The sequence below is a fragment of the Escherichia sp. E.sYA108 genome, assembly GCF_011754335.1.
GTDB classification, from domain to species: domain Bacteria; phylum Pseudomonadota; class Gammaproteobacteria; order Enterobacterales; family Enterobacteriaceae; genus Escherichia; species Escherichia coli.
In genome coordinates this window covers 2,907,631-2,920,820 of sequence record NZ_JAAQVZ010000001.1, presented here as the reverse complement: position 1 = coordinate 2,920,820, position 13,190 = coordinate 2,907,631, and the positions used below count along the sequence as shown (strand labels likewise).

General features: G+C 52.7%; 18 protein-coding genes. 17 read left to right on the top strand and 1 reads right to left on the bottom strand.

Annotated elements, in window-relative coordinates; translation table 11 throughout:
* The first annotated feature begins 226 nt into the window (after nt 1-226).
* From essD to rzpD, 3 genes are read left to right on the top strand one after another with little or no spacing between them, the layout of a single operon-like run.
* The gene (essD, locus tag HBM92_RS13875) at nt 227-442 is read left to right on the top strand and encodes a phage lysis protein EssD (protein WP_000839596.1); all 216 of its coding nucleotides are present in this window, start codon (nt 227-229) and stop codon (nt 440-442) included.
* Entirely contained in the window at nt 442-939 is a 498-nt protein-coding gene (gene rrrD / locus HBM92_RS13870; RefSeq protein ID WP_001135277.1) for a lysozyme RrrD, read from the top strand. Before essD ends, rrrD begins: the two co-directional genes overlap by 1 nt.
* Nucleotides 936-1,397 (top strand): prophage endopeptidase RzpD, encoded by a 462-nt coding sequence (gene rzpD, locus HBM92_RS25845; protein ID WP_001082745.1) that lies wholly within the window; start codon nt 936-938, stop codon nt 1,395-1,397. Before rrrD ends, rzpD begins: the two co-directional genes overlap by 4 nt.
* Nucleotides 1,398-1,428: 31 nt before the next feature.
* Here rzpD and iss read toward each other — a convergent pair whose 3' ends face one another.
* Nucleotides 1,429-1,722: an increased serum survival lipoprotein Iss gene (gene iss, locus HBM92_RS13860; protein WP_001298464.1), complete on the bottom strand. Its 294-nt coding sequence runs from the start codon at nt 1,720-1,722 to the stop codon at nt 1,429-1,431.
* A gap of 480 nt (nt 1,723-2,202) precedes the next feature.
* Here iss and HBM92_RS13855 point away from each other — a divergent pair, with 480 nt between their 5' ends.
* The 14 genes from HBM92_RS13855 (at nt 2,203) to HBM92_RS13790 (ending at nt 13,175) form a co-directional block, all read left to right on the top strand.
* The gene (locus HBM92_RS13855; protein ID WP_000830178.1) at nt 2,203-2,529 is read left to right on the top strand and encodes a TonB family protein; all 327 of its coding nucleotides are present in this window, start codon (nt 2,203-2,205) and stop codon (nt 2,527-2,529) included.
* A 206-nt stretch (nt 2,530-2,735) separates the two neighbouring features.
* Nucleotides 2,736-2,918, top strand: coding sequence for a hypothetical protein (locus HBM92_RS13850; protein ID WP_000881610.1), 183 nt, complete (start codon nt 2,736-2,738; stop codon nt 2,916-2,918).
* 562 nt (nt 2,919-3,480) lie between these two features.
* Nucleotides 3,481-4,029: a terminase small subunit gene (locus HBM92_RS13845; protein WP_000867568.1), complete on the top strand. Its 549-nt coding sequence runs from the start codon at nt 3,481-3,483 to the stop codon at nt 4,027-4,029.
* The gene (locus HBM92_RS13840; RefSeq protein ID WP_021513419.1) at nt 4,001-5,929 is read left to right on the top strand and encodes a phage terminase large subunit family protein; all 1,929 of its coding nucleotides are present in this window, start codon (nt 4,001-4,003) and stop codon (nt 5,927-5,929) included. Before HBM92_RS13845 ends, HBM92_RS13840 begins: the two co-directional genes overlap by 29 nt.
* The gene (locus HBM92_RS13835; protein ID WP_000258997.1) at nt 5,913-6,119 is read left to right on the top strand and encodes a phage head-stabilizing protein; all 207 of its coding nucleotides are present in this window, start codon (nt 5,913-5,915) and stop codon (nt 6,117-6,119) included. Before HBM92_RS13840 ends, HBM92_RS13835 begins: the two co-directional genes overlap by 17 nt.
* Nucleotides 6,116-7,708 carry a phage portal protein gene (locus tag HBM92_RS13830; protein WP_001537684.1) on the top strand — a complete coding sequence of 531 codons (1,593 nt, stop codon included), beginning with the start codon at nt 6,116-6,118 and terminating at the stop codon, nt 7,706-7,708. The genes HBM92_RS13835 and HBM92_RS13830 overlap by 4 nt, the downstream gene beginning before the upstream one ends.
* A complete protein-coding gene (locus tag HBM92_RS13825; RefSeq protein WP_166726890.1) occupies nt 7,698-9,203 on the top strand; it encodes a S49 family peptidase in 1,506 nt (501 codons plus the stop codon). Before HBM92_RS13830 ends, HBM92_RS13825 begins: the two co-directional genes overlap by 11 nt.
* Nucleotides 9,204-9,239: 36 nt before the next feature.
* Nucleotides 9,240-9,587, top strand: coding sequence for a head decoration protein (locus HBM92_RS13820; protein WP_000256840.1), 348 nt, complete (start codon nt 9,240-9,242; stop codon nt 9,585-9,587).
* 57 nt (nt 9,588-9,644) lie between these two features.
* Nucleotides 9,645-10,673: a major capsid protein gene (locus HBM92_RS13815; protein ID WP_000522648.1), complete on the top strand. Its 1,029-nt coding sequence runs from the start codon at nt 9,645-9,647 to the stop codon at nt 10,671-10,673.
* A 51-nt stretch (nt 10,674-10,724) separates the two neighbouring features.
* Nucleotides 10,725-11,099 (top strand): DNA-packaging protein FI, encoded by a 375-nt coding sequence (gpFI, locus tag HBM92_RS13810; protein ID WP_000201530.1) that lies wholly within the window; start codon nt 10,725-10,727, stop codon nt 11,097-11,099.
* A complete protein-coding gene (locus HBM92_RS13805; RefSeq protein WP_001204540.1) occupies nt 11,092-11,445 on the top strand; it encodes a head-tail joining protein in 354 nt (117 codons plus the stop codon). The genes gpFI and HBM92_RS13805 overlap by 8 nt, the downstream gene beginning before the upstream one ends.
* Before the next feature lie 11 nt (nt 11,446-11,456).
* On the top strand, nt 11,457-12,035 hold the full coding sequence (locus HBM92_RS13800) for a phage tail protein (protein ID WP_000975062.1): 579 nt from the start codon (nt 11,457-11,459) through the stop codon (nt 12,033-12,035).
* Nucleotides 12,032-12,427, top strand: a complete 396-nt coding sequence (locus HBM92_RS13795) for a phage minor tail U family protein (protein ID WP_000683101.1) — start codon at nt 12,032-12,034, stop codon at nt 12,425-12,427. The genes HBM92_RS13800 and HBM92_RS13795 overlap by 4 nt, the downstream gene beginning before the upstream one ends.
* A 7-nt stretch (nt 12,428-12,434) precedes the next feature.
* The gene (locus HBM92_RS13790; RefSeq protein ID WP_001351266.1) at nt 12,435-13,175 is read left to right on the top strand and encodes a phage tail protein; all 741 of its coding nucleotides are present in this window, start codon (nt 12,435-12,437) and stop codon (nt 13,173-13,175) included.
* The last annotated feature ends 15 nt before the right edge of the window (nt 13,176-13,190 follow it).

Here is a 13,190-nt window from a genome sequence, read left to right as displayed (position 1 = left end):
TAGTAGTTTACGTACGTAAAAAATTGGTTATGCTGTTAAGAGTGGTTACTTCGTCACACAGCTTAAACCCGCCGTCGAGCGGGTTTTTCCATTTTTTGAGTCTCGATATTAGCTGATAACCCAATACCTGAGTTATTCACTGACTCCGAATCTGTTACGTTTCTGCCTTTATTGCGATACGTAGTATCCCCTTAATTTACACCCGCTTTGTCTGCGAGGTGGGGTTATGAAATCCATGGATAAGTTAACAACGGGTGTCGCCTATGGTACCTCAGCAGGTAGTGCCGGGTACTGGTTTTTACAGTTGCTCGATAAAGTCACGCCCTCACAGTGGGCGGCAATAGGTGTGCTGGGTAGCCTGGTATTTGGCCTGCTGACGTACCTGACAAACCTTTATTTCAAGATTAAAGAAGATAAGCGCAAGGCTGCGAGAGGTGAATAATGCCTCCATCATTACGAAAAGCCGTTGCTGCTGCTATTGGTGGCGGAGCAATTGCTATAGCATCAGTGTTAATCACTGGCCCAAGTGGTAACGATGGTCTGGAAGGTGTCAGCTACATACCATACAAAGATATTGTTGGTGTATGGACTGTATGTCACGGGCATACAGGAAAAGACATCATGCTCGGTAAAACGTATACCAAAGCAGAATGCAAAGCCCTCCTGAATAAAGACCTTGCCACGGTCGCCAGACAAATTAACCCGTACATCAAAGTCGATATACCGGAAACAATGCGCGGCGCTCTTTACTCATTCGTTTACAACGTGGGTGCTGGCAATTTCAGAACATCGACGCTTCTTCGCAAAATAAACCAGGGCGATATCAAAGGCGCATGTGATCAGCTACGTCGCTGGACATATGCTGGCGGTAAGCAATGGAAAGGTCTCATGACTCGTCGTGAGATTGAGCGTGAAATCTGTTTGTGGGGTCAGCAATGAACAGAGTAACCGCGATTATCTCCGCTCTGGTTATCTGCATCATCGTCTGCCTGTCATGGGCTGTTAATCATTACCGTGATAACGCCATTACCTACAAAGCCCAGCGCGACAAAAATGCCAGAGAACTGACGCTGGCGAACGCGGCAATTACTGACATACAGATGCGTCAGCGTGATGTTGCTGCGCTCGATGCAAAATACACGAAGGAGTTAGCTGATGCGAAAGCTGAAAATGATGCTCTGCGTGATGATGTTGCCGCTGGTCGTCGTCGGTTGCACATCAAAGCAGTCTGTCAGTCAGTGCGTGAAGCCACCACCGCCTCCGGCGTGGATAATGCAGCCTCCCCCCGACTGGCAGACACCGCTGAACGGGATTATTTCACCCTCAGAGAGAGGCTGATCACTATGCAAAAACAACTGGAAGGAACCCAGAAGTATATTAATGAGCAGTGCAGATAGAGCTGCCCATATCGATGGGCAACTCATGCAATTATTGTGAGCAATACACACGCGCTTCCAGCGGAGTATAAATGCCTAAAGTAATAAAACCGAGCAATCCATTTACGAATGTTTGCTGGGTTTCTGTTTTAACAACATTTTCTGCACCACCACAAATTTTTGCTGCATCGACAGTTTTCTTCTGCCCAATTCCCGAAACGAAGAAATGATGGGTGATGGTTTCCTTTGGTGTTACTGCTGTAGGTTTGTTTCCAACAGTAAACGTCTGTTGAGCACATCCTGTAATAAGCATTGCCAGAGCGGCAGAAAACAACATTTTTTTCATCTTATTATCCTGCATTGTTAAAAACGGCAGAATCCTATGTGACAACAATTAAACGATAGTTAAATGGATTGATGAAAATTAAAACTACACAGGTGGGCTCAGACTATTGGAGGAAGTTGGGGACACTCAGAATCCTGTGGAATGAAATAAACCGGTCTATCCGTCCATTACCCTTTTAGCTGCGCTGTATCGTCGCCGTATTCCCGCATTAACCATGACCGTAGCCCGACGGGGAATTCCTTCTGCGTGAGTGTGCGGGAATAATTAAAAACGATGCACACCGGGTTTTTACCGCGTTAATGATTCGCGGGTTTATCCCGGTGCGATGGTGGAAGAAACAGGAAGCTGTATTACAGAAAGTGCTACTACTGTATCCCGATGCGATGTATGTAATGTGAGTCAGATAATGGCACAGGATGTGGTGATGTGGCAGTCTGGAACACAGGATATATTGTCAGAATAAGACCCGTAGGAATAAAAATGAAAAGACGCCTTTTACTACTTTTTCTGTTATCTGTCCTGGCAGTGGGATGCTCGCAGCAAAAAGCTGATGAGCCCCGGCAATTAGTGACGGTGTATCCACGATATCCGGAATATGCTGCAGCAAATTATATCAAGGGGCTGGTTGAGGTTAAGTTCGATATTGGTGCTGATGGGACTGTGACACGGATCGTTTTTCTCCGCTCAGAGCCTCATAATTTGTTTCGTGATGAAGTGGTGAAGGCCATGGCGAAATGGCGATTTGAAAAGAATCGCCCCTGTCAGGGAGTGAAGAGACAATTTATCTTTACGCCGTCACGTCCTTGATGCTTCCAGGTAGAGAGGGGCTGGAAGCAGGAGAAAAATGAAAGAGCCAGCGGTTATATTTTTGTCATGGCTGACGAGGAATGATGGAAGAAGGCGTTGTATGCCACACAACGCCTCACTGTTCATTTCTTCTTTTTCTCTGGTGGAACCCGATGAATAAGAGTTGCACTGGTTTCCGATGAGATGGCGATATACTCGGGCAAAGTATGCTGGCAGTTTTCCAACTGGTCAAAAATACCTGCTCTCGTCTGTTGCAATGCCTGCAGCATGCGGCGGCAATGCGCCTTGCTTTTACTAACCATCTTTCCTTCCTCTATCAGTCGCTGCGTGAACTCATCATGGAATACCAGGTAAATGCGGATGTTATCGGTTTTGGCTACGCAGCATAGTACAAAACGGACAGGTGCATCCCGGGACGGGGGAGGCGTCACATGTCCCTGTGATGGTTGTTCCGGGTAATGTACTGTGTGGGGCATAAAAATGTCCGATAATTTTACTTTCTACCGCAGTTAGTTGATTCGTTGGTCCTGGTAGCACATTGGGCGAGGATTTAAATGCCAGGCAACTGAAGGATGATGTCGCAAGGGAGATAGCGAGAATATTTCTGATTTTCATTTGATGATGCCTCTGTGTGAAATGACGGTAAACGACGCACTTGTGCCGGCACATAATAGCAAGCACCATAATAGATCAGATTCGATTCTTGCTGTAAGTGATAATTATTCTCGTTTTCGGGTCCTTTCCGTCGATCCAACAGGTTACGGGGCGGCGACCTCGCGGTTTTTCACTATTTATGAAAATTTTTCAGGGAAAATCGTGTCGGTACTTCTCGAATATAACTTTTTGTTTTTTTTAATATTGCATCCGTAAAGGTCCGACATGAAAGTGTCCGAAAATGCCTTTTTCTGGCGTTTTCATGTCGGGCCTTGTATTTGATAATGGGTTGTTTTCATGAAGGTTAATAAAAAGAGGCTTGCCGAAATTTTCAACGTGGACCCGCGGACGATTGAACGCTGGCAGTCTCAGGGACTCCCTTGCGCCTCCAAAGGTAGTAAGGGCATTGAATCTGTATTTGATACTGCCATGGCAATTCAGTGGTATGCGCAGAGGGAAACTGATATCGAAAACGAAAAGCTCCGCAAAGAACTGGACGATTTGCGTGCGGCAGCGGAGTCAGATTTACAACCCGGCACCATTGACTATGAACGCTACCGGCTCACAAAAGCGCAGGCAGATGCGCAGGAACTGAAAAATGCCCGTGAAGACGGAGTAGTGCTGGAAACTGAACTGTTTACCTTCATTCTGCAACGTGTGGCACAGGAGATTTCGGGGATACTTGTGCGTGTGCCGTTGACATTACAGCGTAAATATCCGGACATTTCACCATCACACCTTGATGTGGTGAAAACTGAAATCGCGAAAGCCTCCAATGTTGCAGCTAAGGCCGGTGAAAACGTGGGCGGGTGGATCGATGATTTCAGACGCGCAGAAGGCAGCTAATGCAGCCGGTGCGATAGCTACAGGGCTTTTATCTCTCATTATTCCTGTTCCACTGACGACAGTTCAGTGGGCCAATAAACATTATTACCTTCCTAAAGAGTCGTCTTATACCCCGGGGCGATGGGAAACACTGCCGTTTCAGGTTGGCATCATGAACTGTATGGGCAACGATCTGATTCGCACGGTTAACCTGATTAAATCTGCCCGTGTTGGTTATACAAAGATGTTGCTGGGAGTGGAGGCTTATTTTATTGAGCATAAATCACGCAACAGCCTTCTTTTTCAGCCCACGGACTCAGCTGCTGAAGATTTTATGAAATCTCATGTTGAGCCAACGATAAGGGATGTTCCTGCATTGCTGGAGCTGGCTCCATGGTTCGGAAGAAAACACCGCGATAATACGCTCACCCTGAAGCGTTTTTCCTCCGGTGTGGGGTTCTGGTGTCTGGGTGGTGCGGCAGCAAAAAACTACCGTGAAAAATCCGTGGATGTGGTCTGTTATGACGAGCTTTCCTCGTTCGAACCGGATGTTGAAAAAGAGGGTTCGCCAACCCTGCTGGGGGATAAACGTATTGAGGGCTCTGTATGGCCAAAATCCATTCGCGGCTCGACGCCTAAAATCAAAGGCTCCTGCCAGATCGAAAAAGCCGCTAACGAGTCGGCACACTTCATGCGTTTTTATGTGCCCTGTCCGCACTGTGGGGAGGAGCAGTATCTGAAATTTGGCGATGATGCCTCGCCTTTCGGTCTTAAGTGGGAGAAGAATAAGCCAGAAAGTGTTTTCTACCTTTGTGAGCATCATGGCTGTGTGATCCATCAGTCTGAGCTTGACCAGAGTAACGGGCGGTGGATCTGTGAAAACACGGGCATGTGGACCCGTGACGGCCTGATGTTTTTCAGCGCCCGGGGTGATGAAATTCCGCCGCCGCGCTCCATCACTTTCCATATCTGGACGGCGTACAGTCCGTTCACCACCTGGGTACAGATTGTCTATGACTGGCTGGATGCACTGAAAGATCCCAACGGCCTGAAAACCTTTGTGAACACCACGCTGGGCGAGACCTGGGAAGAGGCTGTGGGCGAAAAACTCGATCACCAGGTGCTGATGGATAAGGTTGTGCGTTACACGGCGGCGGTGCCTGCCCGGGTGGTTTATCTGACGGCGGGCATTGACTCGCAGCGAAACCGTTTTGAGATGTATGTCTGGGGATGGGCACCGGGAGAGGAAGCTTTTCTGGTGGATAAAATCATCATTATGGGGCGTCCTGATGAGGAAGAGACGCTGTTACGTGTGGATGCGGCGATCAACAAAAAATACCGCCATGCGGATGGCACCGAAATGACCATTTCCCGTGTCTGCTGGGACACCGGGGGGATCGATGGTGAAATCGTCTACCAGAGGTCAAAAAAACACGGTGTTTTCCGTGTGCTGCCGGTAAAAGGCGCGTCTGTCTATGGCAAGCCGGTGATCACCATGCCGAAAACCCGCAATCAGCGGGGCGTTTATCTGTGTGAAGTGGGGACGGACACCGCAAAAGAAATTCTCTATGCCCGTATGAAAGCCGAGCCCACGCCTGCGGATGAAGCCACGTCGTATGCCATCCGTTTTCCTGATGATCCGGAGATTTTTTCGCAGACAGAGGCGCAGCAACTGGTCGCGGAAGAGCTTGTGGAGAAGTGGGAAAAAGGAAAGATGCGTCTGCTGTGGGATAACAAAAAGCGGCGTAACGAAGCGCTGGACTGCCTGGTGTATGCCTACGCGGCATTACGTGTGTCCGTGCAACGCTGGCAGCTTGATCTGGCTGTACTGGCAAAATCCCGGGAAGAAGAGACGACCCGGCCAACCCTTAAAGAACTGGCAGCGAAGCTGTCCGGAGGAGTGAATGGTTACAGTCGCTGAACTGCAGGCGCTGCGTCAGGCGCGCCTTGATTTATTAACCGGTAAACGGGTGGTGTCTGTCCAGAAAGATGGTCGCAGAATTGAATATACGGCGGCTTCTCTGGATGAGCTTAACCGGGCGATCAATGATGCGGAGTCGGTACTGGGGACAACCCGGTGTCGCCGTCGTCCGCTGGGAGTGAGGTTATGAAACGAACGCCTGTCCTGATTGATGTGAACGGCGTTCCGCTTCGTGAGAGTCTCAGCTACAACGGGGGCGGTGCAGGATTTGGCGGGCAAATGGCTGAGTGGTTGCCACCGGCGCAGAGTGCCGATGCGGCCCTGCTGCCCGCGTTGCGTCTGGGGAATGCCCGGGCAGATGATCTGGTGCGCAATAACGGAATAGCGGCTAATGCGGTGGCTCTGCATAAGGATCACATTGTCGGGCATATGTTTCTGATCAGCTACCGTCCGAACTGGCGCTGGCTGGGGATGCGGGAGACCGCAGCAAAAAGCTTTGTCGATGAGGTGGAGGCGGCCTGGTCGGAATACGCCGAAGGGATGTTTGGCGAGATCGACGTGGAAGGAAAACGCACGTTCACGGAATTTATCCGTGAAGGTGTGGGCGTTCATGCGTTTAACGGCGAAATCTTTGTGCAGCCGGTCTGGGATACGGAAACCACGCAGTTATTCCGTACGCGTTTTAAAGCCGTGAGTCCGAAACGGGTGGACACGCCAGGACACGGTATGGGGAACCGTTTTCTGCGGGCCGGTGTGGAGGTCGATCGATATGGTCGTGCCGTTGCGTACCATATCTGTGAGGATGATTTTCCGTTCTCTGGTAGTGGACGATGGGAACGGATCCCGCGTGAACTTCCCACCGGGCGTCCGGCCATGCTGCATATTTTCGAGCCGGTGGAGGACGGGCAGACCCGTGGGGCTAATCAGTTTTACAGCGTCATGGAACGGCTGAAGATGCTCGATTCCCTGCAGGCAACACAGCTTCAGTCGGCCATAGTGAAGGCGATGTATGCAGCGACGATTGAAAGTGAACTTGATACCGAAAAGGCCTTTGAATATATCGCCGGCGCGCCACAGGAGCAGAAGGATAATCCGCTTATTAATATTCTGGAGAAGTTCTCCAGCTGGTATGACACGAATAACGTGACACTGGGCGGTGTCAAAATTCCGCACCTTTTCCCTGGTGATGATCTGAAACTACAGACAGCGCAGGATTCAGACAATGGATTTTCTGCGCTTGAACAGGCGCTGCTGCGGTATATCGCCGCCGGTCTTGGCGTTTCCTACGAACAGTTGTCCCGTGATTACTCGAAGGTCAGTTACTCAAGTGCCCGCGCCTCCGCCAATGAGTCGTGGCGCTATTTTATGGGGCGGCGAAAATTTATTGCGTCCCGGCTGGCCACGCAGATGTTTTCCTGCTGGCTGGAAGAGGCACTTCTTCGGGGGATTATTCGTCCGCCACGGGCACGTTTTGATTTTTATCAGGCGCGATCAGCCTGGTCACGGGCTGAGTGGATTGGAGCCGGAAGAATGGCCATTGACGGGCTCAAGGAGGTTCAGGAATCAGTGATGCGCATTGAGGCCGGACTGAGCACGTATGAGAAAGAGCTGGCGCTGATGGGCGAGGATTATCAGGACATTTTCCGCCAGCAGGTCAGGGAATCTGCAGAGCGGGAAAAAGCCGGACTCTCACGTCCGGTGTGGATAGCGCAGGCGTATCAGCAGCAGATAGCGGAGAGTCGCAGGCCGGAAGAGGAGACAACACCACGTGAGACGTAATCTTTCACACATTATTGCCGCAGCATTCAATGAACCGCTGCTTCTGGAGCCCGCCTATGCGCGGGTTTTCTTTTGCGCGCTCGGGCGCGAGATGGGGGCAGCAAGTCTTTCGGTACCACAACAGCAGGTACAGCTTGATGCACCCGGAATGCTGGCTGAAACGGACGAGTACATGGCCGGAGGTAAACGACCGGCCCGTGTTTACCGGGTGGTGAACGGTATTGCGGTACTGCCGGTGACCGGCACGCTGGTGCACCGGCTGGGGGGGATGCGGCCATTTTCCGGAATGACTGGCTATGACGGCATTGTCGCCTGTCTTCAGCAGGCAATGGCAGATAGCCAGGTGCGGGGCATACTGCTGGACATTGACAGTCCGGGCGGGCAGGCCGCCGGCGCGTTTGACTGCGCTGACATGATTTACCGCCTCCGGCAGCAGAAGCCGGTCTGGGCACTGTGTAATGACACGGCCTGTTCTGCAGCCATGCTGCTGGCGTCGGCCTGCTCCCGACGGCTGGTTACCCAGACATCCCGTATCGGCTCCATTGGCGTGATGATGAGCCATGTCAGCTATGCCGGTCATCTGGCGCAGGCCGGTGTGGATATCACGCTGATTTATGCCGGGGCGCACAAGGTGGATGGCAATCAGTTTGAAGCGTTGCCGGCAGAGGTTCGCCAGGACATGCAGCAGCGGATTGATGCGGCGCACCGGATGTTTGCCGAAAAAGTGGCGATGTATACCGGGTTGTCTGTGGATGCGGTCACGGGAACAGAGGCCGCCGTTTTTGAAGGTCAGTCCGGCATTGAGGCCGGGCTGGCGGATGAATTAATCAATGCGTCGGATGCCATCAGTGTGATGGCCACGGCGCTGAACAGTAATGTCAGAGGAGGCACTATGCCGCAATTAACTGCAACGGAAGCCGCCGTGCAGGAGAACCAGCGAGTGATGGGGATCCTGACATGCCAGGAAGCGAAAGGACGTGAACAGCTTGCCACGATGCTGGCAGGGCAACAGGGCATGAGCGTTGAACAGGCCCGGGCGATTCTGGCCGCGGCGGCACCGCAGCAGCCGGTGGCATCCGCACAGAGTGAAGCCGATCGCATTATGGCGTGTGAAGAAGCGAACGGTCGTGAACAACTGGCAGCAACGCTGGCGGCGATGCCGGAGATGACGGTGGAAAAAGCCCGCCCGATCCTGGCTGCTTCACCGCAGGCGAATGCCGGGCCCTCACTTCGTGATCAGATCATGGCACTGGATGAGGCAAAAGGGGCTGAGGCGCAGGCTGAACAGCTGGCTGCCTGCCCGGGAATGACAGTGGAGAGCGCCCGGGCTGTGCTGGCTGCGGGATCAGGTAAGGCAGAACCGGTCTCTGCATCCACAACCGCCATGTTTGAACATTTCATGGCGAACCATTCACCGGCAGCGGTACAGGGTGGCGTGGCACAGACGTCAGCAGACGGTGATGCGGACGTGAAAATGCTCATGGCCATGCCATGAAGTCAGTGCTGACCATCAATAGGAGGTTTTTACAATATGGTGACGAAAACCATCACTGAACAGCGTGCGGAAGTACGTATTTTTGCCGGTAATGATCCGGCTCATACCGCCACAGGCAGCAGCGGGATTTCCTCGCCAACACCGGCACTGACGCCCCTGATGCTGGATGAAGCCACCGGGAAACTGGTGGTCTGGGACGGACAGAAAGCCGGTAGTGCGGTTGGCATACTGGTACTGCCGCTTGAAGGCACAGAGACGGCGCTGACGTATTACAAGTCGGGAACCTTTGCGACGGAGGCAATCCACTGGCCTGAAAGTGTGGATGAACACAAAAAGGCCAACGCCTTTGCTGGCAGTGCCCTGAGTCACGCGGCGCTGCCGTAACACGTTATCAGGCCACCGCGGTGGCCTGACTGATTTCTGAATGAAAGGAACTGATTTATGGGATTGTTTACGACCCGCCAGTTACTCGGTTATACCGAACAAAAAGTTAAATTTCGTGCGCTGTTTCTGGAGCTGTTTTTCCGCCGTACGGTGAATTTCCATACCGAAGAGGTGATGCTGGACAAAATTACCGGAAAAACGCCGGTGGCGGCCTATGTCTCCCCGGTTGTTGAAGGAAAAGTGCTGCGTCATCGTGGTGGTGAAACCCGCGTGTTGCGTCCGGGCTACGTCAAGCCGAAACACGAATTTAATTACCAGCAGGCGGTTGAGCGCCTTCCTGGTGAAGATCCATCTCAACTGAATGATCCGGCTTACCGCCGTCTGCGTATCATTACCGATAACCTCAAACAGGAAGAGCACGCCATTGTCCAGGTGGAAGAAATGCAGGCGGTAAATGCTGTGTTGTATGGCAAATACACCATGGAAGGAGACCAGTTCGAGAAAATTGAGGTCGATTTTGGCAGGTCGACGAAGAATAACATCACTCAGGGTAGTGGTAAGGAGTGGTCAAAACAGGATCGTGACACGTTCGATCCTACACATGATATTGACCTCTACTGCGACCTGGCCAGCGGTCTTGTGAATATTGCCATTATGGACGGTACCGTCTGGCGTCTTCTGAATGGTTTTAAGCTGTTCCGCGAAAAACTGGATACCCGTCGCGGTTCAAATTCTCAACTCGAAACGGCAGTGAAAGATCTGGGCGCAGTGGTGTCCTTCAAGGGGTATTACGGCGATCTGGCCATTGTGGTGGCGAAAACGTCTTATATAGCAGAAGACGGTATCGAAAAACGTTATCTTCCAGATGGCATGCTGGTTCTGGGGAATACTGCTGCAGATGGGATCCGTTGTTACGGTGCCATTCAGGATGCTCAGGCGTTGTCCGAAGGTGTGGTGGCCTCTTCCCGTTATCCGAAACACTGGCTGACGGTAGGGGATCCCGCCCGTGAATTTACCATGACGCAGTCCGCGCCGCTGATGGTGTTGCCGGACCCGGATGAGTTTGTGGTGGTACAGGTGAAATAATCCGTGAGCGGGGGCGAAATGCCCCCGTGTCTTTTTTCACAGGGGGCTGATATGGCAACGAAAGAGCAAAATCTGAAACGGCTTGATGAACTGGCCCTGATTCTGGGGCGTGAGCCGGATATATCCGGGAGTGCCGCAGAGATAGCGCAGCGGGTGGCAGAATGGGAAGAGGAAATGCAGTCATCCGGCGATGATGTACAGGTTATGAATATGGATATCCGGGAGCGGGAAACCGCGGCTCATGATGTTCGTGAGGAAACATCCGGCGCGTTAACGCGCATCAGAGTTCTGACCTGCCTCCATCTCTGTGGCGTTGATGGTGAAACGGGGGAATCCGTTGAGCTTGCGGATGTTGGTCGGGTGATTCTGATTATGTCCTCAGATGCAAAAACACACGTTGATGGTGGAATGGCTGTTTATGCGTGATTTTCAGAATGCCTTTGATGCCGCCCTTGCCGGGGTGGACAGTACGATTGTTGAAGTGATGGGCATCAGTGCGCAGTTCACCTCCGGTGCACAGCGTGGCGGCGAGGTTCATGGCGTTTTTGACGATCCGGAGTCGCTGGGTTTTGCCAGTAGTGGGATCCGTATTGAAGGAAGTAACCCGTCATTATTTGTGCTTACGGATACGGTTTGTGCTGTACGGCGTGGTGACACGCTGACCATTAACGGCGAGATGTTCTGGGTGGACCGTGTTTCTCCGGATGACGGAGGGAGTTGTTATCTCTGGCTCAACCGGGGGCAACCACCTGCCGCCAGCCGTCGCCGCTGAAAGGGGGATGTATGGCCATAAAAGGTCTTGAGCAGGCCGTTGAAAACCTCAGCCGTATCAGCAAAACGGCAGTGCCTGGTGCCGCCGCAATGGCCATTAACCGCGTTGCTTCATCCGCGATATCGCAGTCGGCGTCACTGGTTGCCCGTGAGACAAAGGTACGCCGGAAACTGGTAAAGGAAAGGGCCAGGCTGAAAAGGGCCACGGTCAAAAATCCGCAGGCCAGAATCAAAGTTAACCGGGGGGATTTGCCCGTAATCAGGCTGGGTAATGCGCGGGTTGTCCTTTCGCGCCGCAGGCGTCGTAAAAAGGGGCAGCGTTCATCCCTGAAAGGTGGCGGCAGCGTGCTTGTGGTGGGTAACCGTCGTATTCCCGGCGCGTTTATTCAGCAACTGAAAAATGGCCGCTGGCATGTCATGCAGCGTGTGGCCGGGAAAAACCGTTACCCCATTGATGTGGTGAAAATTCCGATGGCGGTGCCGCTGACCACGGCGTTTAAACAGAATATTGAGCGGATACGGCGTGAGCGTCTTCCGAAAGAGCTGGGCTATGCGCTGCAGCATCAACTGAGGATGGTAATAAAGCGATGAAACATACTGAATTCCGTGCAGCCGTACTGGATGCACTGGAAAAACATGACACCGGGGCGACGCTTTTTGATGGTCGCCCCGCTGTTTTTGATGAGGCGGATTTTCCGGCAATTGCCGTTTATCTCACCGGCGCTGAATACACGGGCGAAGAGCTGGACAGCGATACCTGGCAGGCGGAGCTGCATATTGAAGTTTTCCTGCCTGCTCAGGTGCCGGATTCAGAGCTGGATTCGTGGATGGAAAGCCGGATTTATCCGGCGATGAGCGATATCCCGGCACTGTCAGATTTGATCACCAGTATGGTGGCCAGTGGCTATGACTACCGGCGCGACGATGATGCGGGCCTGTGGAGTTCAGCCGATCTGACTTATGTCATTACCTATGAAATGTGAGGACGATATGCCAACACCAAATCCTCTGGCACCGGTGAAAGGGGCCGGAACCACACTGTGGGTTTATAACGGGAGCGGCGACCCTTATGCAAACCCGCTTTCAGACAATGACTGGTCGCGTCTGGCAAAAATTAAAGACCTGACGCCCGGCGAACTGACCGCTGAGTCCTATGACGACAGTTATCTCGATGATGAAGATGCGGACTGGACCGCGACCGGGCAGGGGCAGAAATCCGCCGGAGATACCAGCTTCACGCTGGCGTGGATGCCCGGAGAGCAGGGGCAGCAGGCGCTGCTGGCGTGGTTTAATGAAGGTGATACCCGTGCCTATAAAATCCGCTTCCCGAACGGCACGGTCGATGTGTTCCGTGGCTGGGTCAGCAGTATCGGTAAGGCGGTGACGGCGAAGGAAGTGATCACCCGTACGGTGAAGGTCACCAATGTGGGCCGTCCGTCAATGGCAGAAGATCGCAGTACGGTGACGGCGGCAACCGGTATGACCGTGACGCCTGCCAGCTCCTCGGTGGTGAAAGGGCAGAGCACCACGCTGACCGTGGCCTTCCAGCCGGAGGGCGCAACTGACAAGAGCTTCCGTGCGGTGTCAGCGGATAAAACAAAAGCCACCGTGTCGGTCAGTGGTATGACCATCACCGTGAACGGCGTTGCTGCAGGCAAGGTCAACATTCCGGTTGTATCCGGTAATGGTGAACTTGCTGCGGTTGCAGAAATCACTGTCACCGACAGTTAATCCGGAGAGTCAGCG

What these genes read in the sequence shown, in the direction of transcription:
- essD (WP_000839596.1), top strand. Translation starts at nt 227, where the DNA reads ATGAAATCCATGGATAAGTTAACAACGGGTGTCGCCTATGGTACCTCA.
- HBM92_RS13800 (WP_000975062.1), top strand. Translation starts at nt 11,457, where the DNA reads ATGGCCATAAAAGGTCTTGAGCAGGCCGTTGAAAACCTCAGCCGTATC.
- HBM92_RS13805 (WP_001204540.1), top strand. Translation starts at nt 11,092, where the DNA reads ATGCGTGATTTTCAGAATGCCTTTGATGCCGCCCTTGCCGGGGTGGAC.
- HBM92_RS13855 (WP_000830178.1), top strand. Translation starts at nt 2,203, where the DNA reads ATGAAAAGACGCCTTTTACTACTTTTTCTGTTATCTGTCCTGGCAGTG.
- HBM92_RS13815 (WP_000522648.1), top strand. Translation starts at nt 9,645, where the DNA reads ATGGGATTGTTTACGACCCGCCAGTTACTCGGTTATACCGAACAAAAA.
- HBM92_RS13790 (WP_001351266.1), top strand. Translation starts at nt 12,435, where the DNA reads ATGCCAACACCAAATCCTCTGGCACCGGTGAAAGGGGCCGGAACCACA.
- rzpD (WP_001082745.1), top strand. Translation starts at nt 936, where the DNA reads ATGAACAGAGTAACCGCGATTATCTCCGCTCTGGTTATCTGCATCATC.
- HBM92_RS13820 (WP_000256840.1), top strand. Translation starts at nt 9,240, where the DNA reads ATGGTGACGAAAACCATCACTGAACAGCGTGCGGAAGTACGTATTTTT.
- HBM92_RS13840 (WP_021513419.1), top strand. Translation starts at nt 4,001, where the DNA reads ATGATTTCAGACGCGCAGAAGGCAGCTAATGCAGCCGGTGCGATAGCT.
- iss (WP_001298464.1), bottom strand. Translation starts at nt 1,722, where the DNA reads ATGAAAAAAATGTTGTTTTCTGCCGCTCTGGCAATGCTTATTACAGGA.
- HBM92_RS13845 (WP_000867568.1), top strand. Translation starts at nt 3,481, where the DNA reads ATGAAGGTTAATAAAAAGAGGCTTGCCGAAATTTTCAACGTGGACCCG.
- HBM92_RS13850 (WP_000881610.1), top strand. Translation starts at nt 2,736, where the DNA reads ATGCTGGCAGTTTTCCAACTGGTCAAAAATACCTGCTCTCGTCTGTTG.
- gpFI (WP_000201530.1), top strand. Translation starts at nt 10,725, where the DNA reads ATGGCAACGAAAGAGCAAAATCTGAAACGGCTTGATGAACTGGCCCTG.
- HBM92_RS13795 (WP_000683101.1), top strand. Translation starts at nt 12,032, where the DNA reads ATGAAACATACTGAATTCCGTGCAGCCGTACTGGATGCACTGGAAAAA.
- HBM92_RS13830 (WP_001537684.1), top strand. Translation starts at nt 6,116, where the DNA reads ATGAAACGAACGCCTGTCCTGATTGATGTGAACGGCGTTCCGCTTCGT.
- HBM92_RS13835 (WP_000258997.1), top strand. Translation starts at nt 5,913, where the DNA reads ATGGTTACAGTCGCTGAACTGCAGGCGCTGCGTCAGGCGCGCCTTGAT.
- rrrD (WP_001135277.1), top strand. Translation starts at nt 442, where the DNA reads ATGCCTCCATCATTACGAAAAGCCGTTGCTGCTGCTATTGGTGGCGGA.